This window comes from Nitratidesulfovibrio sp. D1 (assembly GCF_051133415.1).
Lineage (GTDB): Bacteria > Desulfobacterota > Desulfovibrionia > Desulfovibrionales > Desulfovibrionaceae > Cupidesulfovibrio.
This window is the reverse complement of the sequence record NZ_JBPGNZ010000001.1, coordinates 720,644-743,564: the sequence shown is the minus strand read 5'-3', so window position 1 is coordinate 743,564 and position 22,921 is coordinate 720,644. Positions and strand designations below refer to the sequence as shown.

The window sequence follows — 22,921 nt, the reverse complement described above, 5'->3', positions numbered from 1 at the left end:
ATGCTGTAAAACCTGAATATTGCGTGCGGGTGCGGACGCGCCGCCGTACAGCGGCGGGAGTTGTTATTTCCGGCGGCTTGTATTACGCCCACGTGACGGGTCGTAACGGCCCGGACGAGCACTCATCCTTCGGCCGCCCGCGTGGTGGGCCGCACGCGCGTGGCACGCGCGGCAAGCTGGCAAGGCATAGGGGGTATGCCGCGTGAGCGACCAGAAGGGACAGGACGCCGCAGAGAACGTGTGGCACGATGCAGTCCCCGGGCACGGCCGACAGCCGGGCCCGGAGAACGCGCACGCCCCGCGCTCCGGCGCCACGCCGCACGAACCCCAGGCCGGTCCCCACGCCGGTCCCCACGCCGGTCTCCCGACGGTCACGGGACCCGGCGCGGCGCACGGCCCGCTGCCCGACGTCTCCCCGCCCGCGGCGCACCTTTCCGTCGTGGCCGACGGCCACTCCACGCCTCACGCCGCACCTCGGATTTCCCCGGACCCCGCGCCCTTCGACGATTCCCCCTCCCGCGCCCGCCACGCCGTGCCCTTCACGCATTCCCCGGCCCCCCTGCCGGAGGGCGACGCCGCGCAGAGCTTCCGCGTGCTGGCCGAACACCTGGCCGACTGGGAAGGCTGGGAGGACGCCGACGGCAAGGTGGTGTTCGTCACCCCCGCCTGCCAGCGCATCACCGGCTATTCCATGGAATCCTTCCGCGCCAACGCCCGGTTCATCGAGGGCATCATGCACCCCGAGGACTTGCCCCTGTGGCGCAAGCACCGCGAGATGGTGGCGTCCGGGGCCGAGATGGTCGAGGTGGAGGTGCGCGTGCGCACCCAGGACGGCCGCGAACGCTGGCTGGCCTGCTCCAGCCGCCGCCTGCACGACGCCGACGGCGCGCCCATGGGCGTGCGCTTCAGCGGGCGCGACGTCACCGACCGCAAGATCATGCTCACCCAGATGAAGCACCAGGCTTGGCACGACCCGCTCACCGGGCTGCCCAACCGCGCCTTGTGCCTGGACCGCATCGACCGTTCGCTGCACCGCGCCCGGCGCGGCGCGGACAACGTGTGCGCCGTGGCCTTCCTGGACCTGGACCGCTTCAAGGTGGTCAACGATTCCATGGGCAACGCCGCAGGCGACCAAGTGCTGCGCGAGGTGGCCCGGCGTCTGGCCGAGAACACCCGCACCATCGACACCGTGTCGCGCCTGGGCAGCGACGAATTCATCCTGCTGCTGGACGAGGTGCGGTCCGAAGACGAAGCCCTGATCACGGTGCGGCGCATCTGCGCCTCGCTGGAGCCGCCGCTGGAGGTGTCGGGCCGGCAGATCCGCATTTCCGCCAGCGTGGGCGTGGTGGTGAACCGGGGCGGCGGCAACGCCGACGAGATGTTGCGCAACGCCAACATCGCCATGCACCACGTGAAGGAACACGGCGGCGACGGCATGGCGGTGTTCCAGCCCTCCATGCTGGAGCAGGCCATGAACCTGATGCAGTTGGAAATCGACCTGCACCGGGCGCTGGACAACAACGAATTCTTCCTGGTCTACCAGCCCATCATGTCGCTGCACGACCGCAAGCTGACCGGGTTCGAGGCGTTGGTGCGCTGGAACCACCCGGACCGGGGCATCGTGGGGCCGTCGGAGTTCATCCCGGTTTCCGAGTCCACCGGGCAGATCCACCAGGTGGGGCGCTGGGTGCTGGCCGAGGCGTGCCGCGCCCTGGCCGCCTGGCGCGAGCAGCAGCCGTCCATGCGCGGCGTGGTCATGCACGTGAACCTTTCGGCGCGGCAGCTCTCGCAGCCGGGCCTGGTGGAGCAGGTGGGCGCGGTGCTGCGCGAGACGGGCCTGCCCGCCAGATGCCTGAAGCTGGAAGTGACCGAGACCATGCTGATGGAAAACCCGGACTACGCCAACCTGGTGCTGCGCAGGCTGAAGGAGATCGGCGTGCGGCTGTGCATCGACGACTTCGGCACCGGGTATTCCTCGCTCAGTTACCTGCAACAGTTCCCCATCGACACCCTGAAGGTGGACCAGAGCTTCGTGGCGCGCATGTGCCGCGAGCCGGGGCATTTCAAGATCGTGCAGGCCGTGGTGGCGCTGGCGCACAGCCTTGGCCTGGACGTGGTGGCCGAAGGCGTGGAGGAAGAGGAACAGCGCATCATGCTGTCCGAACTTTCGTGCGAGGGCGGCCAGGGCTACCTGTTCTCGCGCCCGCTGCCGGGCGAGGACGTGCCCGGCATGTTCGCCGAGCGGGGCAAGGGCCACTAGCCCGGACGCGGCCCCGCCTGTACCGCCCGCAGGGGTGTTTTCCCCACGGCCTTTCGGGGCTGCCCCCCTTTCGCAACGGCTCTCGCCGGGTGTATGCTGGACGGACGCGGGAAGGCCCCTGCGCCCCGCGCCATGCATCCCAAGGAGCCGTCATGCGTCACGTGGAGTGGTCGAACCGGTTCAGCGTGGGCGTGCCCGAACTGGACGCCCAGCATGCCCGCATCATCGAACTGCTGAACGACATGGCCGAGGCCGCCGCCTGCCCGGAGGACGGCAGCCGCCTGCGCGCCGTGCTGTCCGGCCTGAAGGCCCACGCCGCCGCCCACTTTTCGGCGGAGGAAGAGGTGGTGCGGAAGGTGGCCCCGGAACTGCTGGCCTTCCACCAGGGCGAACACCTGAAGTTCCTTGCGCGGGTGCGCGAATTCACCCTGGCCCTCGACGCCGACGCCCGCCCGCCCATGCTGCCGCTGGAACTGTTCCACTTCCTGAAGTCGTGGTTCGAGGACCATATCCAGGGCGTGGACATGCAGTACGCCGCGCGCCTGCGCCACGGCGCGGGCGAACAGTCCGGGCAGGGCGGCGCGCCGGGATAGCTCCGCGCCGCATCGTTCATCCGGACACAGGGAGGCCCCGTGCTGCTCAAGCTGTATTCATGGAACGTCAACGGCATCCGCGCCCTGAGCGGCAAGCCGGAATGGGACTGGTTCGCCGGGTGCGACGGCCACATCGTGGGTTTGCAGGAAACCAAGGCCGAATCGGAGCAGGTGGCCGCCGCCCACCGCGATCCGGAGGGCTGGAAGGCGTGGTGGCTGGCCTCGCGGGTGAAGAAGGGCTACTCCGGGGTGGCGGTGTTCAGCCGCATCGAACCGCTGGCCGTGCACCTGGACATGCCCGACCCCGCATGGCAGGGCGAAGGCCGGTGCATCCACCTGGAATTTCCGGCCTTCCACTACTTCAACATCTACTTTCCCAACGGCGGGCAGGGCGAGGAACGCCTGAACTACAAGCTGGGCTTCTACGACGCCTTCCTGAACCACGCCGAAAGCCTGCGCCGCCACAAGCCCATCGTGGTCTGCGGCGACTTCAACACCGCGCACAAGCCCATCGACCTCGCCCGGCCCAGGGACAACGAGGACGTTTCCGGCTTTCTGCCCATCGAGCGGGAATGGATGGACCGCTTCGTGGCGGCGGGCTACGTGGACACCTTCCGGCTGGTGCAGGGCGACACGCCCCACGCCTACTCGTGGTGGTCGTACAAGACCCGCGCCCGCGAACGGAACGTGGGCTGGCGCATCGACTACTTCTTCGTGTCGGAAGAACTGCGCGGCGCGGTGCGCGACGCGTGGATAGACATGCACGTCATGGGGTCCGACCATTGCCCGGTGGGGCTGGCGCTGGACGTGGACATGTAGCGGACCGGTGCGGACCGGTGCGGACCGGTACGGATCGGTACGGACTGGGCGGAAAATCAAAGGGCATGCCCGCCATGACGAAGGCGGGCATGCCCTTTTCGCGCGCGCTATTTGCAGGCGGCCGGAACGGCAGCCCCGCCGAGCCCGGCGAGGATGTGGTTCAGCGCTTCGCACAGGTCGGGCGACAGGTGCGTGTCGCTGCCCAGCAGCTGCACCACCTCGGTCACCGAGGCGTCGGGCGGAACCGGAATGCCCGATTCGCGGGCCAGCCGGATGAGTTCTTCGCGTATCTCACGCATGAGGACCCCCCTCAAGGACGATATGGCCGCCGGGGCACGGCGGGTGCGCCATGGCCGCGGCGGTGCCGGGAAATTTCCCCCCTATCCGCAGCGGCCGCGAAATGCAAGCGCATGGGCCGCCGGACGGGGCGCGCGGGCCGCATGCATTCCGTGCCCGCGCGCCGTGCTGCCATGCCTTCCGCATGATTTGACATGCACGGGCGTGTCGGCCATAGTCCGGCGGACAGGAAAAGGTATGGAATCTGGATGGTTGGGTATTCAACCCGTAGTGTTGCACGGGATTCCCGGCCTGCCGGTGCGCGCCCGCTTCGCCGCTTGTCCGCCTGTCTCGCGCGTCCGGCGTCATCCGTGTTTCCATGCTCCGCCGCCGTCATCCTTCTGACCGTCTCGTGTTCCCAAGGAGGCTCAATGGAAACGGACTGCATCGCCCCGGCCCGGCCGCGCTCCCGTGCCGACGGCTGGCTCGACTGGGTGCAGATGGCCACGGGGGCGGCGCTGGCGCTGTTCGCCTGCATGCACATGCTCTTCCTGTCCAGCGTGCTGTTCGGCGCGGGGGCCCTGAACGGGCTTTCGGCCGTCATGGACACGCTGCACCTGGAAACCGTGGGCGGCGTGCTCATCGCCATCGTGTTCTGCGTCCACGCCACCGTGGCCGCCCGCAAGATTCCCTTCAAGGCCGCGCAGGCCGTCACCGCCTGGCGCCACGCCCGCCTGCTGCGCCACCCGGAAACCTGGGCCTGGATCGCGCAGGTGGTCACCGCGTTCATCGTGGCCGCCCTGGTCACCATCCACATCTGGACGGGCCTTACCGACCTGCCGGTGCAGGCGCAGAAAAGCGCGGTGCGCGTGCAGTTCGGCGGGTGGTTCTGGGCCTACCTGCTGCTGCTGCCCGCGCTGGCGCTGCACCTGGTCATCGGGGCGTGGCGCGCCGGGGCCAAGTGGGGCCTCGTGACCCGCGAAAACCGCGCCGTCCTCACCCGCAACGGCCTGTACCTGCTGGCCGGGTTCCTGTGCCTGTCGCTGCTCACCCTGCTGCGCTTCCGGCTGCTGCCGCTGGATTAGGAGACCCACGCCAATGCAGATCATCCATACCGATCTTCTGACCATCGGCGCGGGCCTTGCCGGCGAGCGCTGCGCCATCGAAGTGGCGGGCGCGGGCTTTTCCGTGGTCTGTCTTTCGCTGGTGCCCGCGCGGCGCTCGCATTCCGTGGCCGCGCAGGGCGGCATGCAGGCGGCGCTCGGCAACGCCGTCATGGGCGACGGCGACAGCCCCGACGTGCATTTTCTGGACACCGTGAAAGGCTCCGACTGGGGCGCGGACCAGGAAGTGGCCCGCATGTTCGTGGAGGCGGCTCCCATCGAAATGCGTCGCCTGGCCCACTGGGGGGTGCCGTGGAACCGCGTCGTCGCGGGCACGCACACCTACTGGAAGGGCGGCAAGCCCTTCGACGCCACGGAAAAGGCCGAGAACCACGGCCTCATCCACTCGCGCGCCTTCGGCGGCACGGCCAAGTGGCGCACCTGCTACGCCTCGGACGGGGCGGGCCACGCGGTGCTGTACACCATGGACAACCGCGCCGCGCAGCTTGGCGTCACCGTGCACGACCGGTCGGAAGCCGTCTTGCTGATCCATGACGGCGAAACCTGCCACGGGGCCATCGTGCGCTGCCTGCGCACGGGCGAACTGCGCGCCTACCTCGCGCGGGCCACGCTGATCGCCTCCGGCGGGTACGGGCGCATCTACCGCGCCTCCACCAACGCCATCATCTGCGAGGGAACCGGCCTGTCGCTGGCGCTGGACACCGGCGTGGCGAAACTCGGCAACATGGAGGCCGTGCAGTTCCACCCCACGGGCACCGTGCCCACCGACATCCTGGTCACCGAAGGCTGCCGGGGCGACGGCGGCACCTTGCTGGACCGCGACGAATACCGCTTCATGCCCGACTACGAGCCGGACAAGGCGGAACTGGCCTCGCGCGACGTGGTCTCGCGCCGCATGATCGAGCACATGCGCACCGGCAAGGGCGTGCAGAGCCCCTACGGCGAACACCTGTGGCTGGACATCCGGCACCTGGGCGAAAAGCACATCCGCACCAAGCTGCGCGAGGTGGACGAGATCTGCCAGAACTTCCTGGGCATCGACCCGCTGCACCAGCTGATTCCCGTGCGGCCCACCCAGCACTATTCCATGGGCGGGGTGCGCACCGACAAGACCGGCGCGGCCTACGGCCTGAAGGGGCTGTTCAGCGCGGGCGAATCGGCCTGCTGGGACCTGCACGGCTTCAACCGGCTGGGCGGCAACTCGCTGGCGGAAACCGTGGTGGCGGGCGGCATCGTGGGCCGCAACATCGCGGAATTCCTGCAAGGGTACGACACCGCGTTCTCCACCGCGCAGGTGCGCGAGGCGGCGGCGCGGGACGAGGCGCGCATCGGGCGCATCGTCTCCGGGGCCGACGGCAAGGAAAGCGTCTACGCCGTGCGCGAGGCCATGTACGACATCCTGGAGCGGGCGGCCTACGTGTTCCGCAACGGCACGGACCTGGCCTGGGGCGTGCAGGCCCTGCAAGAGGTGCACGAGCGGGCGCAACACATCGGCCTTGCCTCCGACGGGATGGGCGCCAACGCGGAACTGGCGCTGGCCATCCGTCTGCCGGGCATGGTGCGGCTGGCGCTGTGCGTGTGCCACGGCGCGCTGATGCGCACCGAAAGCCGGGGCTCGCACACCCGCGAGGATTTCCCGGAGCGCAACGACCGCGACTGGCTGAACCGCACGCTGGCCTCGTGGCGGCCGGGGGCCGACTTGCCGCACCTGGACTACGAACCGGCCACCACCCATGTCGAACTGCCCCCCGGCGACCGCGGGTATGGCGGCGGCAAGATCATCAGCGCGTGACGCACATGGGGCCTGTCGCCCGATTGCGTCGTCAAACGCGCATTGTTTCTCGGTCACGTACGAGGGGAGCACTCGTTGCGGTCGCCATCCGTAAGGCTCGAAGCCTCGCCTAACGGCTGCCGCACTCCCTTCGCAACAATACGGTTTTCCTCGCACTCGGGACGACATTCCCGCATGTGCAAGGTCGATAGGGAGCCCGACATGCAACGCTCGCTGACCTTCAACATCTTCCGCCACAACCCGCAGGACCCGGCGTCCGTGCCGCGCATGGACACCTTCCGCCTGGACGAGACGGACAGCATGACGCTGTTCATTGCCCTGCACCGCCTGCGCGAGGAGCAGGACCCCTCGCTGAAGTTCGACTTCTGCTGCCGCGCCGGGGTGTGCGGCTCGTGCGCCATGGTCATCAACGGGCGGCCCGGCCTTGCCTGCCACACCAAGACGCGCGACCTGCCCGCCGCCATCACCCTGCTGCCCCTGCCGGTGTTCAGGCTGGTGGGCGACCTTGCGGTGGATACGGGCACGTGGTTCCGGGCCATGTACCAGCGCACCGAATCATGGATTCACACCCGCGCTGAGTTCGACCCCGCCGCGCAGGAAGCGCGCATGGAAAACGAGGTGGCCAACGCCATCTACGAACTGGACCGGTGCATCGAATGCGGCTGCTGCGTGGCCGCCTGCGGCACGGCCAACCTGCGGCCCGACTTCCTGGCCCCGGCGGGGTTCATCCGCGTGGCGCGCTTTGCCGCCGACCCGCGCGACCAGCGCACCGACGCGGACTTCTACGAGATCATCGGCTCGGACGAGGGCATCTTCGGCTGCATGGGCCTGCTGGCCTGCGAGGATGTCTGTCCCAAGCACCTGCCGTTGCAGAACCAGCTGGGCTACCTGCGTCGCAAGATGGGGCTGACCGTGCTGAAGCGGTTGCTGCCCTTCGGGGGGTAGCGGGGCAGGGGCGGGGGCAGTTCCGCACCCGTTTCGCCGGGCCGTTCCGCATGCGGGGCGGCCCGGTTTGCCTTCGTGCGCCGGCTGTCCTTGCGAGACGACCGTCTTGGCGAGTTGATCGGCTTGCGCTGTTGTGCGGTTGCGGTGCTGCGTTGCGGATGGCCGGTCCGGACGGGCTCCCGGCTGTTGCCGTAGGCCCGCGCCGCTTGCTAGGGTGGCGTCGCGGTTGCGGAACCGGCCGCCCCGATTTCGTTTGCGTACCCGGACAAAGGAGCCAGACATGCGCCGCATACCGGCGACACGAGTGGTGGAGGAAGTGGCGCGCCTGTGCGTGGAGTGCAACCGCTACCTGCCCAAGGACGTGCGGTGGGCCTTCAGCCGCGCGCAGGCGGAAGAGGACAGCGACGTCGCCAGGGAGATTTTCCGGCAACTGCTGGAAAACGCGGACCTTGCGGCCACCACCGGCCTGCCGCTGTGCCAGGACACGGGGCTGGCCGTCTTTTTCGTGGAACTGGGCGAGGACTGTCGCGTGGACGGCATGACCCTGCGCGAGGCCATCACCGAGGGCGTGCGCGTGGGCTACGCCGAAGGTTACCTGCGCAAGTCCGCCTGCGACCCCATGACCCGCAAGAACACCGGCGACAACACCCCGGCGGTCATCCACATGGACCTGGTGCCCGGCGACAGGCTGCGCATCGCCTTCATGGCCAAGGGCGGCGGCAGCGAGAACATGTCGCGCGTGACCATGCTGGCCCCCGCGCAGGGGTGGCAGGGCATCAAGGACTTCGTGGTGCAGCGCGTGCGCGAGGCGGGGCCCAACCCCTGCCCGCCGACCATCATCGGCGTGGGCGTGGGCGGCACCTTCGACTACGCGCCCATCCTTGCCAAGAAGGCGCTGCTGCGCCCGCTGACGGACATCCATCCCGACCCGGACATGGCCGCCAAGGAAGCGGAACTGCTGGCCGCCATCAACGAACTGGGCATCGGTCCCATGGGACTTGGCGGCAAGACCACCTGTCTTGGCGTGAAGATGGCCTTTGCCCCGTGCCATCTGGCCAGCCTGCCGCTGGCCGTGAACGTGCAGTGCCATTCGGCCCGGCATGGGGAGATCGAACTGTAGGCTGGACGGGGTATCCGCAACCCGGCGGGCGCTTTCCGGCAAGCGGCCGGTAAGCTGCGCAACCGTTGCGGTCCCGTGCAGGGACATGTACGAAGATACAAGGACTCGGATATGGCCACCCACCACCTGACCACCCCCCTGACCGACGAGGCCGTGGCGCAACTGCGCAGCGGCGACGTGGTCTTTCTGTCCGGCACCATCTACACCGCGCGCGACGCGGCCCACCGCCGCCTGGCCGAGGCGCTGGACCGGGGCGAAGCCCTGCCCTTCGACCTGCGCGGGGCGGTGATCTACTACGTGGGCCCCAGCCCGGCCCCGCCCGGACGGCCCATCGGCTCCGCCGGTCCCACCACCAGCTACCGCATGGACAGCTACGCCCCGCGCCTGCACGCGCTGGGGCTGAAGGCCACCATCGGCAAAGGACGCCGCAACACCGAAGTGCGCGACGCCCTGAAACAGCACACCGCCGTCTACCTTGGCGGCACCGGCGGCGCGGGCGCGCTGCTTTCGCAGTGCATCACCGCCGCTGCCGTCATCGCCTACGACGACCTTGGCCCTGAAGCGATACGTGAATTGACCGTGAAGGATTTTCCGTTGTTGGTCATCAATGACTGTTTGGGTGGCGAGTTGTATGTGTAGCTAAGACTATAGCAGGGAAGGTAAAATGTGTCATTTAATTTTGGAAATTTACGTGACAAGGCTCGTCCGGCCCAGCTTATAGATCCTAAAGATATTTTTGCAGTGTTACCCGGCAAAGGGGCAAAATACTCATATCCAAGAGACGTTCAGGCGGATGTTTGGCGGAGTTGGTTTCAGCGAAGATCTGAGCGAGATTTGTTGATTAGGATGAATACTGGGAGCGGGAAAACTCTGGTTGGTCTTATAATTTTAGAAAGTAGCTTAAGAGAAGGAGTAGGCCCTGCGCTCTATGTTGTCCCTGATGAATATCTAGTTCGTCAGGTGATTGAGCAGGCGGAGTCATTGGGGTTGTCTGTTGTTGCCGATCCTGATGACCATAGGTACGCAACGAGTGAAAGTATTTGTGTTGTGAATATATCAAAACTTTTTAATGGGAGATCTGTTTTTAGTCGTCAGGTTCGAAGCGTTCCGCTTCGGATCGGTACCATAATTATTGATGATGCCCATGCATGCGTAGAGAAAGCTAAAAGTAAGGTAACACTGTCGTTTGGTAGAGATGGTGTAGATGGTATTTTTTCGTACGTGATGAAGAAGTTTCGTGGTGATTTGTTGGCGCAATCTGCGTCAAAATATGCAGAAGCAATTGATGGTGTTTCTATATCTCCGATGCTTGTGCCTTATTGGGCTTGGAGGAGGGAATCAAATGCTTTGATGAGGCTTATTTCGTCGAAGATATCAGAAGAAAATAGAGATGATTTGTATTATAATTGGAATCTTGTTAAGGGTGAGTTTTCAGAGTGTCTTTGTTTTGTTACAGGGAAATGTGTTGAAATAACTCTTCCGTATGTGAATATTTCAAGAATAGATTCTTTCTCTAGTGCGAAGAGAAGGATATACATGACTGCAACAATGGCAGATGCGACTACTTTGATTTCTGATTTTGACGCAAATTTAGATAGTATATCTAGACCGATAGAGCCAGGGGAGAGTGGGGATATTGGTGATAGAATTATCATAATGCCAACAGTGGTTGATGAGAATGCTACGCTTAATGATGTGAAGTCGCTTGTTCGTGTGTTTTCACGAGAAGTTAATGTCGCAATAATTGTACCTTCGAGAGCGCGCGCGCAAGCGTGGGCGGATGTCACTGATAAGGTTGTTGATGCAAGAAATATAGAGCGCGTTGTGCAAGAGTTAAAATCCGGGGAACGTGGGACTTTTGTATTTTTAAATAGATACGATGGGATAGATCTTCCTGGAGACGCCTGTCGACTTGTTGTTATTGATGGGTTGCCGGACTCTCGGACTTTGTATGAGAAGTGGGAGGGGTCAGTACTTCAGGATGATGGTTTCTATACAAGGTTAGGGGCAAACAGAATCGAGCAGGGAATGGGGAGGGGCGTTCGGGATGTTTCGGACTATTGTGCAGTGATACTTGTTGGGAAAGATTTAGTGCGTTTTTTATATTCATATGGGGGGATTGACCATATGAGTGAAGCCACAAAAAGGCAGTTCGATTTGTCTCGGGTTGTTATGCGTGATATGGCGAGAGGTGGATTGGAAGATGTTCAAAGTGCGATAGTTGGTTTTTTGTCGAGGGATGAATCTTGGGTTGCAGCTAGTAAGGAATGCTTGATTGGTGTGAAGTACGATGATGTTAAGGTTGATGGTGCTACAGTTTTGTCGCGCAATGCGCATGCTGCTGTGTTGATAAATGATTATGATTCTGCTTCCAAGTTTCTACAGCAAGCAGAGACCTCTGTTGGCGGTTCCTATAAGAGGGGGCTTATTCAGCAGCGCTTGGCATCTGTGTATGATTTGTATGATGGAGCAAGGGCGCAACATATGCAGGGTTCGGCTGTTTCACTGAACTATGCGTTGCTGAAGCCTATTTCAGGTGCTGCTAGGGTGCGGCCAAACCATGGTGTTCTCAATCAGGCTAGAAACGCGACAAGAGTTTTTGCTAAATTTCATAATGATAGGACAAAGTATATTGTGCACTACGACGCATTTGTTGACGACTTGGTATATCCAAATGAGGCAGATAGGTTTGAAAGGGCATTGGAGGAGCTGTTTAGAGCTGTTGGGTATCATGTTGAACGGCCAGATAGGGATGAAAATGCTGGTCCCGATGTTCTTGTGTTCATTGATAGTGGAAAGTGTATGGTTATTGAGTGTAAAAGTGATGCAGATGTGGATACGGATTGTGTTGCGAAAAGGTATTGTGGTCAATTAAATACACACATGCATTGGTTAGCTGCTGAGCATCGTGGGGTTTTAGGTATTCCAATTTTTGCTCATCCTTCACGAAATATATGTGCTCAGGGTAATGTTTCTGAAGATACAAAGATTATCGATAAAGATAAGATATGTCTATTGAGGGATAATTTTGTAAAAGCGATAAGATATATTGCAAATGTGGATCATCAGAATGTAGATGCTGTAGTCGATGCGTTGAAAATGTGTAAATTTTATGGCTCTGCTGTTATTGAGGCATACACTGTGCATGCACGGCAGGAAGGCTGAGATGCTTTGTCTATAGTAGTCAAGCTTATATCAACGATTGCCGACGGCGTTGCCCCCGACAACTACCACGCCACGTCCATCTATCCGGAGTTCGTGCAGGTGGAGCCGGGGCGCTGGGTGCTGCTTGCGGAATCGCGCATGGATTGCGTCATCCGCAAGAACCCGGACGGGACGCTGGAAGTGGTGGAGTTCCGGCGGCTGAAAGAGGGCGATCTGGTGGCGGTGGGCCGTGGCGAAAACGGCGAGGACGGCATCTACGTGCACGCCGGGCCACTGGACCAACTGCCGGACTTTCTGGCCGGATGGACTCCGGCCAACGTGCCCGCAGAGATGACTTCCGTGTCCGGCGCATCCGCATCCGGCGCAACGCCGCGAGCCTCCGTCGGTCCTGCTCCCGAAGCCGCCGCCGCCCCTCATTCCGACAAGTTCGCCTTCCGCACCGGGGTCAGCCGCGAGACGTCCTTTTCGCTCGATTACGACACCCTGTACGACGTGCTGCGCCACGACAAGGAGCACGGCCACATCGTGTGGGTGGCCGGTCCCGCCGTGGTGTTCGACGCGGACGCCCGCCGCGCCTTCGCAGGGCTGATCGACGCGGGCTACGTGCACGCCCTGCTGGCGGGCAACGCCCTTGCCACGCACGACCTGGAGGCGGCCCTGTTCGGCACCGCGCTGGGGCAGGGGCTGTACGACAAGCGGCAGGCCCCGCGCGGGCACTACCACCACCTCGACGCCCTGAACGCCATCCGGGGCTGCGGGTCCATCCGCGCCGCCGTGGACGCGGGGCTGGTGCGCGACGGGGTGATGCACGCGCTGGAAACCCGCGCCGTGCCCTACGTGCTGGCCGGGTCCATCCGCGACGACGGCCCCCTGCCGGAAGTCATCGCCGACGTGTATGCCGCGCAGGACGCCATGCGCGCCCACGTGCGCCGCGCCACCACCGTTGTGGCGCTGGCCACGGCGCTGCACACCATCGCCACCGGCAACATGACCCCCTCGTATCAGGCCGGGCCGGGGGGCGTCCTGCGCCCGGTGCATTTCTTCATCGCGGACATTTCGGAATTCGCGGCGGGCAAGCTGGCCGACCGGGGCTCGCTGACCTCGCGCTCCATCCTCACCAACGTGCAGGACTTCGTGGTCAACGTGCACCGGGCGCTTACCGGTGCGTGCCGCACGGAGTAGCCCGGCGTACCGGCGGGCCTCGGGGGCTCCTCGCGCGCGGCTCCGCAGGCGTATTCCCCGGCGCCCGCGAGAATCCGCCCTGTCCATATGTAATGAAATCCCATGGATATGCACTTTGGTGCAATGAAATGTGAGTGCGTGCCGTAAACTCTTCATGTGCTGCGCCGATAGGTGGACTGAAGGTCGCGCATCCGCGCGGAAGGAGGCCCCATGGTCGAAGCACCGGACGGAACCCAGGTCGGCATCGCCTACACCACCCTGCAAGTGCAGGCGGGCACGGAACGCACGGGCACGCTGCGCACCGCGTCCACCGTGGACGGGGAGAGCGGCGGCGACACCGTGACCATCTCGGACGAAGGGCGGCGGAAGGCGGAGGGGATGAAGTCCAGCGGCGCGGGCGGCACGCAGTCCACCGAGAAATCGGACTCGGACGACAAGCTGGCCTCGCTCAAGGAGCAGATCCAGAAGTTGCAGGAACAGATCAGGGCAAAGCAGCAGGAGCTTTCCGAGATCCAGCAGGATGGCGGCATGGACGCCGAACAGAAGCAGCAGCAGGTGGCGCTGAAGATGTCGGAAATCACCATGCTCCAGAGCCAGTTGATGGAACTGACCAAGCAGAAGGCGGAACTCGAGAACGGCGGTTCCGGCTCGTCCGGCGGCGCCGCCGGGGTGAGCATCAGCGTCTAGCGCGCGGCGGGCACGCGGGGGCGGGGCGCAGGCCGTCCGTCTTCACTCCGCCAGCCGTTAGGCTCCGCGCGCACGCGCAACGCACAAGGGAGGCCCCATGGGGCCTCCCTTGTCGTTTGTCGTTCCGCCGTCGTTTCCGGCGGCACGGAATCCGTCCGCACACCGCCTAGTAGGCGTGCTCGTCTTCCAGGTCTTCGTCGGTGATCTTGTGGGTGAACACGGAGTACACCCAGCCCTGGTACGCCAGCACGAGGGGCACGAAGATCACCACCACGGTGAGCATGATCTTCAGCGTCAGCGGGCTGGACGCGCCATTGGCGATGGTGACGCTGAAGGCCGGGTCCATGCTCGACGGCAACAGCGCCGGGTACATGCCGAACACCCCGAAGAAGGTCACGCAGACGATGAACACCGCGTTGCACACCCAGGCCATGCCCACCGAGTTGGAGGCGATGAAGAACCGGGAGGTCAGCAGCGAGGCCACGGCCAGGATGGGGAACACCAGCAGCGGCGGCACCCGCAGGTAGTTGCCGTACAGGTTGGTGTACACGGCGGTGGCCGCCAGGAAGGCCAGCGCGGCGCACAGCAGCAGCGGCCAGATGCCGCGCGCCAGGGCCACGGCCCGATCGTGCAGTTCGCCGGTGGACTTGATGCCCATCCACAGCGCGCCGTGCAGGGCGAACATCAGCACGAAGAATACGCCGCCCAGCAGGCCGTAGAGGTTCAGCAGCTTCAGCAGGTTGCCGTGGTACACGCCGTCGCCGTCGACGGGAATGCCCATGAACAGGTTGGCGAAGGCCACGCCGAACAGCAGCGCGGGCAGGAAGTTGCCCAGGAACTGGAACGCGTCCCACACCTTGCGCCAGCCGGGGCTGTCGATCTTGTTGCGGAACTCGAAGGACACCGCGCGGAAGATCAGCGCGAAGAGCAGGATCAGCAGCGGCGCGTACAGCGCGCTGAACATCACCGCGTACGCCTTGGGGAACGCGGCGAAGGTCACGCCGCCCGCGGTGATCAGCCACACCTCGTTGCCGTCCCAGAACGGACCGGCGGCGTTGTAGATGGTGCGGCGCTCGGCCTCGGTGCGCGCGGCGAAGGGCAGCAGGGTGCCCATGCCGAAGTCGAAGCCGTCAAGGACGAAGTATATGGCCCACAACAGGCCCCACAGGACGAACCAGATTGTCTCCAACATGTTTCCGATCCTCTCGGTTAGCGGTTCATGCGGCCATGCGGCACGTCGTGCGGGCTAGGCGGCGGGGCCTTTGCGTGCGTACTTGCGAAGCAGGTAGATGTCGAGCACGCCCAGCAGCGTGTACACCGCCCCGAACGCCAGCAGCGAGACGGCGACCGACGAGGCGGGCACCGGCGACACCGCGTCGGTGGTGCGCATCATGCCGTACACGATCCACGGCTGGCGGCCGATTTCGGCCACGGCCCACCCGGCCATGATGGCGATGTACGGCAGGGGGATGGCCCACGGCAGCGCTTTCAGCAGCCACGGCTTGTCCTGCAACCGGTTGCGGAACAGGAAGGCGGCCCCCGCCAGCAGCGGGAACAGCGTGCCAAGGCCCACCATCAGGCGGAAGTTCAGGAAGGTCAGCAGCACGGGCGGGCGGTCTTCCTTGGGGAAGTCCTTCAGGCCCTTCACTTCGGCGGAGGGATCGTTGAAGGCCAGCAGGCTGAGCACGCCGGGAATGCCGAAGATCTGGATGGCGTTGCCTTCCGCGCTTTCGTCGGGCACGGCCAAGAGGTACATGGGCGCGGACTTCTGGGTTTCCCAGTGCGATTCCATGGCCGCCAGCTTGGCCGGTTGCAGCTTCGCCACGGTGTTGCCGTGGTTGTGGCCCTGCACCGCCACCAGGATGGCCAGCACCAGGGTGAACCCGGCCGCCAGCTTGAACGAGCGGTTGAAGAAGTCCTCTTCGTTGCGGCGCAGCAGGTGCCAGGCCGAGATGCCCAGCACGAAGAAGCCCGCCAGCATCCACGCGGCGAACAGGTTGTGGAAGAACTGGCCCCATGCGTAGGGATTGCTGAGCACGGTGAGGAAATTGTCCAGTTCCGCGCGGTTGTTGCGGATCACGTAGCCCACGGGGTTCTGCATCCAGCCGTTGGCCAGGATGATCCACAGGCCGGAAAGGTTGGAGGCGAAGGCCACGGCCCAGATGGCGAACAGGTGCATCTTTTTCGACACCCGCTCCCAGCCGAACACCCACACGGCCAGGAAGGTGGATTCCAGGAAGAAGGCCAGGGTGGCCTCGATGGCCAGCAGCGAACCGAAGATGTCGCCCACGTATTCCGAGTAGCGCGACCAGTTGGTGCCGAACTGGAATTCCAGGGTGATGCCCGTGACCACGCCCAGGGTGAAGTTGATCAGGAACAGCTTGCCCCAGAACTTGGCCATGCGTTTATAGGTTTCGTTGCCAGTGCGGTAGTAGATGGTCTGCATGACCGCGATGAGCACCGAAAGGCCCAGTGTCAGCGGCACGAAGATGAAATGGAAGAAGACGGCCACCGCGAACTGCAGCCGTGACAGCATGACGACATCCATGCTTTCCCCCTTCGCGGGTCCTGCGGTGTGGCCGCCCGGAAGCCCGGCAAGGTTAAACGGTGAAACTGGCGCGCCGCCCGGTCTGCGTCCGCCGAACGCAGGGCAGCGTGAGTGCATCAAGCGATAATGGTTGCTACTACCACTTCTCCGCCAATATGCAAACATGGTGGAAGAATTCTTACATGTGCTGGCGGAGGGAGTGTGCGTAATCTAGCATGGTTGCGAAGAAACTGTCAGCAAAAAATGCATGGCGGCGGCAAGTTGGCGGTGCGGGCCGGTTTGCGGGCGGCGGGGGCATTGGTCGGCGGCCCTGCCCCCTCCGCCGGGCATGATATGGATGGCAACTTGACTGCTCTCCGGTCCCGGTTGGTGTTCCGGAACGGGAATGACAATTTCAGGAAAGTTTGACTCAAAACTTGAATGACAAGAAACTTACGCGTACTGTCCCTCGTGGAGAAGGAGTGCGCATGAACGAAAAGAACATCCTCGGCGTGCAGATTCGCATGCTGCGCAAGGCGCGCGGCATGACCCTGCGCGAACTGGCCGACAAGGCGGGCTGCTCGGAAAGCATGCTTTCCAAGGTGGAGAACGGCAAGGGCAACCCCTCGATCAACGTGCTGCACAACATCTCGCGCGCGCTGGACACCAACATGGGGTCGTTGTTCCTGCCGGAACCCCGGGGCGGCGTGGTGCAGCGCAAGGGCGAGCGGCACCTAGCCCAACTGGTGGGCGGCGAGGGCCGGGGGATAATTCTTGAATATCTTTCCCCGCACCAGCCGGGGCATGTGTTGCAGGCGCACATCCATATCGTGGAGCCCGGCGGCTCCACCAACGGCACCATCAGCCACGAGGGCGAAGAGGTGGGCTACGTGCTGGAAGGCGAACTGGAACTGACCGTGGAGGGCCAGGCGCACCTGCTGAAGGAAGGGGATTCCTTCTTTTTCGATTCCGCCCTGCCGCACGCCTTCCGCAACCCCGGCGCGGCCACGGCCCGCGTCATCTGGGCCAACACGCCCCCTACCTTCTAGCGGCATCCCCCCACGCCATACCTTGCGACAAGCTCCGTCAATTCCGGTGTCTTGCGCCGCGTCAGCCGCGCGTCCCGAACCTGCGGGGTGCGCGGCTGACGCGTTGTGGCATGTCCATTGCCGCACGGCGGGGGGCTGGTTTGCTCCCTTGGACAAGCCATGTAAGACCGTTTTTGTAAAATATGCCATTCAAAAAATATCAAATTCGTAAAAATAAGCACATATCTCGTCGCGTCGTTTTCCCTTCGCGTTTACCCGGCCATGGGTGAACCTCGCGCCAGTCCAAGTTTTATCTCATAATTTTCCTTTCAGGAAATTTTTGGCACGACAAATGCTCCTTCGGTTCAAGTTTCCGCGGGCTGCTTGCCTCGGGACAATCCTCAACCGCAAGGAGCATCGACATGGCACGGCTGTTCACTGGAACCCACTCCGGCCTGAAGCGCGTGGCCCTGCTGGTGGCCCCGCTCGTCCTTCTGCTGCTGTCCGCCACCGGCGCCCGCGCCGATCTGCTGGCCGACATCAAGGCCAGGGGCGAGATCGTCATCGGCACCGAAGCCGCCTTCCCGCCCTTCGAATTCGTGGAGAACGGCAAGATCGTGGGCTATTCGGCCGACCTGCTGGCCCTGGTCATGGCCGACCTGCCCGGCGTGCGCGTGAAGCGACTGGACGTACCGTGGCAGGGCATCCTGCCCGGCCTTGCCGCAGGCAAGTTCGACTACGTGGTCACCTCGGTCACCGCCACCAGGGAGCGCTTCGACCGTTACGCGCTCAGCCTGCCCGTCGCCGACGCCACCGTGGCCATGCTGGTGCGGGCCGATTCCGGCATCACCACGCCGGAGGGCGTGGCGGGCAAGACGGTGGCCTCGCAGGCCGGGTCCGCCCAGTTGCAGGCCCTGAAGGGGCTGACCGACGCCTTGGCCGCCAAGGGCACGCCGGTGAAGCAGGTGCGCGAGTACGTGGCCTTCGACGAAGCCTACGCCGACCTGGCCGCCGGTCGCGTGGACGGCGTGGCCCAGTCCTTCCCCAACCTGGCCGACGCGGTGAAGAAGCGCCCCGACGCCTTCCGCATCATCACCCCGCCCTTCGGCCCCAAGGTGTTCTTCTCGTGGGCGGCCCGCAAGGACGCCGCCTCGGCCTCGCTGGCCGCCTTCTTCGACGCCGGCCTGCGCAAGGCCAACGAGTCCGGCAAGATGCGCGAACTGCAGAACAAGTGGTTCGGCATGGAAATGCCCGTCCCGGCCGACGCCCTGCCCGTGCCCGTACAGTAGCCGCCCGGAGAGCGCACATGAGCCATGTTCCCGATTTCTCCATCGCCGTCGCCCACCTGCCCGCCCTGCTCCAGGGCGCGGCCGTAACCCTGGGGGTCTCGCTGGCCTCCATCGTCGCGGGGCTGGGCGTGGGCATGGCCGTGTGCCTTTGCCGCATCTCGCGCCGCCGCCCCCTGGCGTGGGCCGCCCGGGCGTTCATCAGCGCGCTGCGCGGCATCCCCATCCTGGTGTTGCTGCTCATCGTCTTCTACATGCTGCCGCTGGCGGGCATCGAACTGCCTCCCGTGGCCGCGGCCATCATCGCCCTCAGCCTGAACAGCGGCGCCTTCCAGGCCGAAATCTACCGGGGGGGATTCGCCAGCATCCCCCCCGGGCAGGCCGAGGCGGCGCGGGCGCTGGGCATGGGCGAGGGGCGCATCCTGCGGCGGATACTGATCCCCCAGGTGCTGGTGCGGGTACTGCCCTCGCTGGTCAACGAGCTGATCATGCTGCTGAAGAATTCGTCGCTCACGTCGGCCATCACCGTGGTGGAACTGCTGCGGGCCAGCCAGCAGGTGGTGGCCGCCACCTACCGGCCCACGGAAATCTACCTGACCGCCGCGCTGCTGTACGTGGTCATGAGCACGGGGCTCTCGGCCCTCGGCGGCATGGTCCGCGCCCGGCTGGCGGGCCGGGGGAGGGTGACGGCATGACCGCCGCCGGCCTTGGCCTGCCGGGCCTGGATTTCGCGGTGCTGGACGCCTACTGGCCGGTGATCCTGGCCGGGCTGTGGACCACGGTGCGCCTGTGCGGGGCCAGCATTCTGCTGGGCCTGGCCGTCGGGCTGGGGGTGGAACTGCTGCGCGCCCGCGTGCGCCGGGCCGCGCCGCTGTGCCGCGTCTACGTGGAGTTCTTCCGGGGTTCGCCCATCCTCATCCAGTTGTTCCTGCTGTACTACGCGGGTCCCGGCATCGGCATCACCTTGGACCCCGAGGCGGCGGGTGTGGTGGGCCTTGGCCTGTACGGCGGGGCCTATTTCGCGGAGATCTTCCGCAGCGGGTTCGAGGCCATCCCACGCGGCCAGTTGGAGGCCGCCGCGTGCCTGGGCATGCCGCCGCTGCGGGCGCTGCTGCGCATCGAACTGCCGCAGATGGCCGCGCTGGTGCTGCCCCCGGCGGTGAACCAGTCCATCATCCTGATCAAGGATTCGGCCGTGCTGTCCATCATCACCGTGCCGGAACTGACCAAACAGACCTCCAGGATCATCAACGAAACCTTCACCATCGCCGAACCGCTGCTGGTGCTGGCCGCGCTGTACTGGCTGCTGGTCACCGGGCTCTCCGCCGCCGGGGCGGCGCTGGAGGCGCGGCTGACGCGGCACCTCAACCCGTCGAGGAAAACGTCATGAGCAAGAAGGCCGCGAGCCTGCCCCCCATCATCGAGATACGCAAGTTGCGCAAGCGTTTCGGCGGCACCGAGGTGCTCAGGGGCATCGACCTGCGCGTGTACCCGTCCGAGGTGGTCTGCCTCATCGGGCCGTCCGGATCGGGCAAGAGCACGCTGTTGCGGTGCATCAACGTGCTGGAGACCTACGACGAGGGCGAGGTGCGCGTGAACGGCGAACTCATGGGCTACGAGGAGGTCTTCGGCCGGGACCGCCGCAGGGCGTCGCCCGCGCGGCTGCGCGAATCGCGGCGCGACCTCGGCATGGTTTTCCAGCAGTTCAACCTGTGGCCGCACATGAGTGCGCTGGACAACGTGACCGAGGCGCTCGTCTCCGTGCGCGGCAAGAGCCGCGCCCAGGCAGAGGCCCTGGGCACGGCCATGCTGGAAAAGGTGGGCCTGGCCGACAAGCTGGACAGCTACCCGGCCAATCTTTCCGGCGGCCAGCAGCAGCGTGTGGCCATTGCCCGCGCCCTGGCCATGGAGCCTTCCATCATGCTGTTCGACGAACCCACCTCGGCCCTGGACCCGGAACTGGTGGGCGACGTGCTGGAGGTCATGCGCTCGCTGGCGGCCGAGGGCATGACCATGGTGGTGGTCACCCACGAGATGGGCTTCGCCGCCGAGGTGGCCGATCGCGTCTATTTTCTCGAAGGGGGCCAGGTGGTGGAGGAAGGGCCCCCCGCTGAATTGTTCAACGCCCCGAAAAGCCCCCGGCTGGGAGCCTTCCTGAGCGGCTGGAACAGGCGCAACGCCTAGATGTTCCAAAACCTTCAAACCAAGGAGCCAGTCATGGCCACGTCTTCGGAACTCGTCGCCATTCCCGCGCGCAGCGGCATGGCCGCGCCGCTCAAGGCCGGGCAGCGCATCAGGATCGTGAACACCCACGGCCAGCAGATCGTGGATACCTGGGCGTTCAACGTCCGCGACATGAGCGAATATCTGTCCATGCAGCACACCCGCGCGTATCTGGACAAGGTCATCCCCGCCGCCGGCGACGACCTGGTGTCCAACCGCCGCCGCACCATGCTGCGCTTTCTGGAGGACACTTCGCCGGGCGTGCACGACACCCTCATCGCCGCGTGCGACATCTACCGCTACATCGGCCTCGGAGTCGCGGAATACCACGACAACTGCCAGGACAATATGTACGCCGCCCTGGCCCGGCTGGGCCTTGCCGCGCCCACCTGCCCCAGCCCGCTGAACCTGTGGATGAACACCCCGGCCACGGACAACCACATTGAATGGCTGCCCCCGGTGTCCAAGGCGGGCGATTACGTGGTGCTCGAAGCGGCCTTCGACTGCGTGGTGGTCATGTCCGCCTGTCCGCAGGACATCGTGCCCATCAACGGCGAGGCCCGCGCCCCCACCGAAGCCCACTTCATGGTGTACGGGGGCTAGCATGCACGCGGCGGATCCGGTGCGCCTGGCGGCGGAACTCATCCGGTACGACACCACCAACCCGCCCGGCGGCGAGGAGATGGCCCTGCGTCACCTTGCGGGCATCCTTGCCCCCGCCGGGTTCGTCGTGACCATGGACGCCTTCGCGCCCGCACAGGGCGGGACGGTCACGACGGGGCGCGCCAGCTTGGTGGCGCGCCTGCCCGGCACGCGGCCCGGCCCGGCCCTGTGCTTCGCCGGACACATCGACACCGTGCCCCTGGGCACGGCCCCCTGGAGCGTGCCGCCCCTGGGCGGGGAGGAGCGCGAGGGCAGGCTGTACGGGCGCGGGGCCAGCGACATGAAGTCGGGCATCGCGGCCATGTGCGCGGCGGCCCTGCGCATGGCCGGGGAGGATGCGCGGTCGGACATGGTCCTGTGCGTGTTCGGCGGCGAGGAAACCGGCTGCGAGGGCTCGTTCCACGTGGCGCGCGACCCGGCCCTGCTGGACCTGCTGAGGCGGGTGGGCGCGGTGGTGGTGTGCGAGCCCACCCGCAACCGGCCGCTGCTGGGGCACAAGGGCGCACTGTGGCTGGAGTGCGGGTTCACGGGCCGGACCGCGCACGGCTCCATGCCCGAGCTTGGCGACAACGCCCTGTACAAGGCCGTGGACGCCGTGGCCCGCATCCGCGCGCTGGATTTCGGCGCCCCGCCGCATCCCCACCTGGGCGGCTGGACGTGCAGCGTGAACACCCTGCACGCCGGGCAGAACACCAACTCCGTGCCGGACAGGGCCACCCTGCGCATCGACATCCGGACCATTCCCGGCCAGCGCGGGGCCGTCATGGCCCGGAAGGTGGCGGAGGCGGCGGGGGAGCCGGGGGAGCCGGGGGAGCCGGGGGAGGAGGTCGAGATGGGCGTGCTGCTGGACATCCCCGCCGTGTGGACCGAACCGGACCACCCCTGGGTGCGCCGGGCCTTCGGTCTGCTGGCGGAATACCTGGATGCCCCGCCCGGCATCGAGAGCGTGCAGTTCTTCACCGACGCGGCGGCGCTGCGCACGGCCCTGCCGGACGCCCCCGTGCTAATCCTGGGCCCCGGAGACCCGGCCCTGGCCCACCGCACCGACGAATTCGCGGAGACCGCGCAGATCCGCGCCGCAACGGACATGTACGCGGCCCTTGCCCGCCAGTGGTGCGCGCAGGCCGGGTGACGGCAACACCCGCGCCGGTTGAGGTGCGGCCCCGCCGGGCCGTGTACCGCGAACCGTAGCCTGCGGACCGCCGCATCCCGCCCCGCCCCGTTCCGTCCG

At 65.2% G+C, this 22,921-nt stretch carries 21 protein-coding genes; 18 read left to right on the top strand and 3 right to left on the bottom strand.

Going from position 1 to position 22,921, the window contains the following annotated elements:
- Positions 1–202 precede the first annotated feature (202 nt).
- The 3 genes from ACR4XJ_RS03095 to ACR4XJ_RS03085 all read left to right on the top strand — a co-directional run bounded on the left by ACR4XJ_RS03095 (position 203) and on the right by ACR4XJ_RS03085 (position 3,672).
- Entirely contained in the window at positions 203–2,260 is a 2,058-nt protein-coding gene (locus ACR4XJ_RS03095) for an EAL domain-containing protein (protein ID WP_434753824.1), read from the top strand.
- Between the two features lie 152 nt (positions 2,261–2,412).
- Positions 2,413–2,853 (top strand): bacteriohemerythrin, encoded by a 441-nt coding sequence (locus ACR4XJ_RS03090; protein WP_434753823.1) that lies wholly within the window; start codon positions 2,413–2,415, stop codon positions 2,851–2,853.
- Between the two features lie 39 nt (positions 2,854–2,892).
- Positions 2,893–3,672, top strand: coding sequence for an exodeoxyribonuclease III (locus tag ACR4XJ_RS03085; RefSeq protein WP_434753822.1), 780 nt, complete (start codon positions 2,893–2,895; stop codon positions 3,670–3,672).
- A 107-nt stretch (positions 3,673–3,779) separates the two neighbouring features.
- On the opposite strand, the gene ACR4XJ_RS03080 is transcribed toward ACR4XJ_RS03085, so the two are convergent.
- Positions 3,780–3,971, bottom strand: coding sequence for a hypothetical protein (locus ACR4XJ_RS03080; protein WP_434753821.1), 192 nt, complete (start codon positions 3,969–3,971; stop codon positions 3,780–3,782).
- A gap of 408 nt (positions 3,972–4,379) precedes the next feature.
- On the opposite strand from ACR4XJ_RS03080, the gene ACR4XJ_RS03075 reads away from it, so the two are divergent.
- From ACR4XJ_RS03075 to ACR4XJ_RS03040, 8 genes are all read left to right on the top strand, one after another.
- Positions 4,380–5,033: a succinate dehydrogenase/fumarate reductase cytochrome b subunit gene (locus ACR4XJ_RS03075; protein WP_434753820.1), complete on the top strand. Its 654-nt coding sequence runs from the start codon at positions 4,380–4,382 to the stop codon at positions 5,031–5,033.
- Positions 5,034–5,046: 13 nt separating this feature from the next.
- Entirely contained in the window at positions 5,047–6,864 is a 1,818-nt protein-coding gene (locus ACR4XJ_RS03070) for a fumarate reductase flavoprotein subunit (RefSeq protein WP_434753819.1), read from the top strand.
- Between the two features lie 201 nt (positions 6,865–7,065).
- Complete coding sequence (locus tag ACR4XJ_RS03065) at positions 7,066–7,809, top strand: fumarate reductase iron-sulfur subunit (RefSeq protein ID WP_434753818.1); 744 nt, start codon at positions 7,066–7,068, stop codon at positions 7,807–7,809.
- Positions 7,810–8,089: 280 nt separating this feature from the next.
- Positions 8,090–8,929, top strand: a complete 840-nt coding sequence (locus ACR4XJ_RS03060) for a fumarate hydratase (RefSeq protein ID WP_434753817.1) — start codon at positions 8,090–8,092, stop codon at positions 8,927–8,929.
- Between the two features lie 111 nt (positions 8,930–9,040).
- Entirely contained in the window at positions 9,041–9,568 is a 528-nt protein-coding gene (locus ACR4XJ_RS03055) for a Fe-S-containing hydro-lyase (protein WP_434753816.1), read from the top strand.
- 27 nt (positions 9,569–9,595) lie between these two features.
- The gene (locus tag ACR4XJ_RS03050; RefSeq protein ID WP_434753815.1) at positions 9,596–12,094 is read left to right on the top strand and encodes a DEAD/DEAH box helicase family protein; all 2,499 of its coding nucleotides are present in this window, start codon (positions 9,596–9,598) and stop codon (positions 12,092–12,094) included.
- Positions 12,095–12,100: 6 nt separating this feature from the next.
- The gene (locus tag ACR4XJ_RS03045; protein ID WP_434753814.1) at positions 12,101–13,276 is read left to right on the top strand and encodes a hypothetical protein; all 1,176 of its coding nucleotides are present in this window, start codon (positions 12,101–12,103) and stop codon (positions 13,274–13,276) included.
- A 210-nt stretch (positions 13,277–13,486) separates the two neighbouring features.
- Complete coding sequence (locus ACR4XJ_RS03040) at positions 13,487–13,963, top strand: hypothetical protein (RefSeq protein ID WP_434753813.1); 477 nt, start codon at positions 13,487–13,489, stop codon at positions 13,961–13,963.
- Positions 13,964–14,129: 166 nt separating this feature from the next.
- Here the strand turns inward: ACR4XJ_RS03040 and cydB are convergent, their stop codons facing one another.
- Positions 14,130–15,155, bottom strand: coding sequence for a cytochrome d ubiquinol oxidase subunit II (gene cydB, locus ACR4XJ_RS03035; RefSeq protein ID WP_333505987.1), 1,026 nt, complete (start codon positions 15,153–15,155; stop codon positions 14,130–14,132).
- Positions 15,156–15,209: 54 nt separating this feature from the next.
- Positions 15,210–16,511 (bottom strand): cytochrome ubiquinol oxidase subunit I, encoded by a 1,302-nt coding sequence (locus tag ACR4XJ_RS03030; protein WP_434753812.1) that lies wholly within the window; start codon positions 16,509–16,511, stop codon positions 15,210–15,212.
- Positions 16,512–16,978: 467 nt separating this feature from the next.
- On the opposite strand from ACR4XJ_RS03030, the gene ACR4XJ_RS03025 reads away from it, so the two are divergent.
- From ACR4XJ_RS03025 to ACR4XJ_RS02995, 7 genes are all read left to right on the top strand, one after another.
- Positions 16,979–17,539: a cupin domain-containing protein gene (locus ACR4XJ_RS03025; RefSeq protein ID WP_434753811.1), complete on the top strand. Its 561-nt coding sequence runs from the start codon at positions 16,979–16,981 to the stop codon at positions 17,537–17,539.
- Positions 17,540–17,940: 401 nt separating this feature from the next.
- A complete protein-coding gene (locus ACR4XJ_RS03020) occupies positions 17,941–18,807 on the top strand; it encodes a transporter substrate-binding domain-containing protein (RefSeq protein ID WP_434753810.1) in 867 nt (288 codons plus the stop codon).
- Between the two features lie 17 nt (positions 18,808–18,824).
- Positions 18,825–19,499 (top strand): amino acid ABC transporter permease, encoded by a 675-nt coding sequence (locus ACR4XJ_RS03015; protein WP_434753809.1) that lies wholly within the window; start codon positions 18,825–18,827, stop codon positions 19,497–19,499.
- Complete coding sequence (locus tag ACR4XJ_RS03010; RefSeq protein ID WP_434753808.1) at positions 19,496–20,194, top strand: amino acid ABC transporter permease; 699 nt, start codon at positions 19,496–19,498, stop codon at positions 20,192–20,194. Before ACR4XJ_RS03015 ends, ACR4XJ_RS03010 begins: the two co-directional genes overlap by 4 nt.
- A complete protein-coding gene (locus ACR4XJ_RS03005; protein ID WP_434753807.1) occupies positions 20,191–20,988 on the top strand; it encodes an amino acid ABC transporter ATP-binding protein in 798 nt (265 codons plus the stop codon). Before ACR4XJ_RS03010 ends, ACR4XJ_RS03005 begins: the two co-directional genes overlap by 4 nt.
- A 33-nt stretch (positions 20,989–21,021) precedes the next feature.
- Positions 21,022–21,630, top strand: coding sequence for a DUF1989 domain-containing protein (locus ACR4XJ_RS03000; protein ID WP_434753806.1), 609 nt, complete (start codon positions 21,022–21,024; stop codon positions 21,628–21,630).
- A 1-nt stretch (position 21,631) separates the two neighbouring features.
- Entirely contained in the window at positions 21,632–22,822 is a 1,191-nt protein-coding gene (locus ACR4XJ_RS02995) for a M20 family metallopeptidase (RefSeq protein ID WP_434753805.1), read from the top strand.
- Positions 22,823–22,921 lie beyond the last annotated feature (99 nt).

What these genes read in the sequence shown, in the direction of transcription:
- ACR4XJ_RS03090 (WP_434753823.1), top strand. Translation starts at nt 2,413, where the DNA reads ATGCGTCACGTGGAGTGGTCGAACCGGTTCAGCGTGGGCGTGCCCGAA.
- ACR4XJ_RS03080 (WP_434753821.1), bottom strand. Translation starts at nt 3,971, where the DNA reads ATGCGTGAGATACGCGAAGAACTCATCCGGCTGGCCCGCGAATCGGGC.
- ACR4XJ_RS03075 (WP_434753820.1), top strand. Translation starts at nt 4,380, where the DNA reads ATGGAAACGGACTGCATCGCCCCGGCCCGGCCGCGCTCCCGTGCCGAC.
- ACR4XJ_RS03070 (WP_434753819.1), top strand. Translation starts at nt 5,047, where the DNA reads ATGCAGATCATCCATACCGATCTTCTGACCATCGGCGCGGGCCTTGCC.
- ACR4XJ_RS03065 (WP_434753818.1), top strand. Translation starts at nt 7,066, where the DNA reads ATGCAACGCTCGCTGACCTTCAACATCTTCCGCCACAACCCGCAGGAC.
- ACR4XJ_RS03060 (WP_434753817.1), top strand. Translation starts at nt 8,090, where the DNA reads ATGCGCCGCATACCGGCGACACGAGTGGTGGAGGAAGTGGCGCGCCTG.
- ACR4XJ_RS03055 (WP_434753816.1), top strand. Translation starts at nt 9,041, where the DNA reads ATGGCCACCCACCACCTGACCACCCCCCTGACCGACGAGGCCGTGGCG.
- ACR4XJ_RS03040 (WP_434753813.1), top strand. Translation starts at nt 13,487, where the DNA reads ATGGTCGAAGCACCGGACGGAACCCAGGTCGGCATCGCCTACACCACC.
- cydB (WP_333505987.1), bottom strand. Translation starts at nt 15,155, where the DNA reads ATGTTGGAGACAATCTGGTTCGTCCTGTGGGGCCTGTTGTGGGCCATA.
- ACR4XJ_RS03030 (WP_434753812.1), bottom strand. Translation starts at nt 16,511, where the DNA reads ATGGATGTCGTCATGCTGTCACGGCTGCAGTTCGCGGTGGCCGTCTTC.
- ACR4XJ_RS03025 (WP_434753811.1), top strand. Translation starts at nt 16,979, where the DNA reads ATGAACGAAAAGAACATCCTCGGCGTGCAGATTCGCATGCTGCGCAAG.
- ACR4XJ_RS03020 (WP_434753810.1), top strand. Translation starts at nt 17,941, where the DNA reads ATGGCACGGCTGTTCACTGGAACCCACTCCGGCCTGAAGCGCGTGGCC.
- ACR4XJ_RS03015 (WP_434753809.1), top strand. Translation starts at nt 18,825, where the DNA reads ATGAGCCATGTTCCCGATTTCTCCATCGCCGTCGCCCACCTGCCCGCC.
- ACR4XJ_RS03010 (WP_434753808.1), top strand. Translation starts at nt 19,496, where the DNA reads ATGACCGCCGCCGGCCTTGGCCTGCCGGGCCTGGATTTCGCGGTGCTG.
- ACR4XJ_RS03005 (WP_434753807.1), top strand. Translation starts at nt 20,191, where the DNA reads ATGAGCAAGAAGGCCGCGAGCCTGCCCCCCATCATCGAGATACGCAAG.
- ACR4XJ_RS03000 (WP_434753806.1), top strand. Translation starts at nt 21,022, where the DNA reads ATGGCCACGTCTTCGGAACTCGTCGCCATTCCCGCGCGCAGCGGCATG.
- ACR4XJ_RS02995 (WP_434753805.1), top strand. Translation starts at nt 21,632, where the DNA reads ATGCACGCGGCGGATCCGGTGCGCCTGGCGGCGGAACTCATCCGGTAC.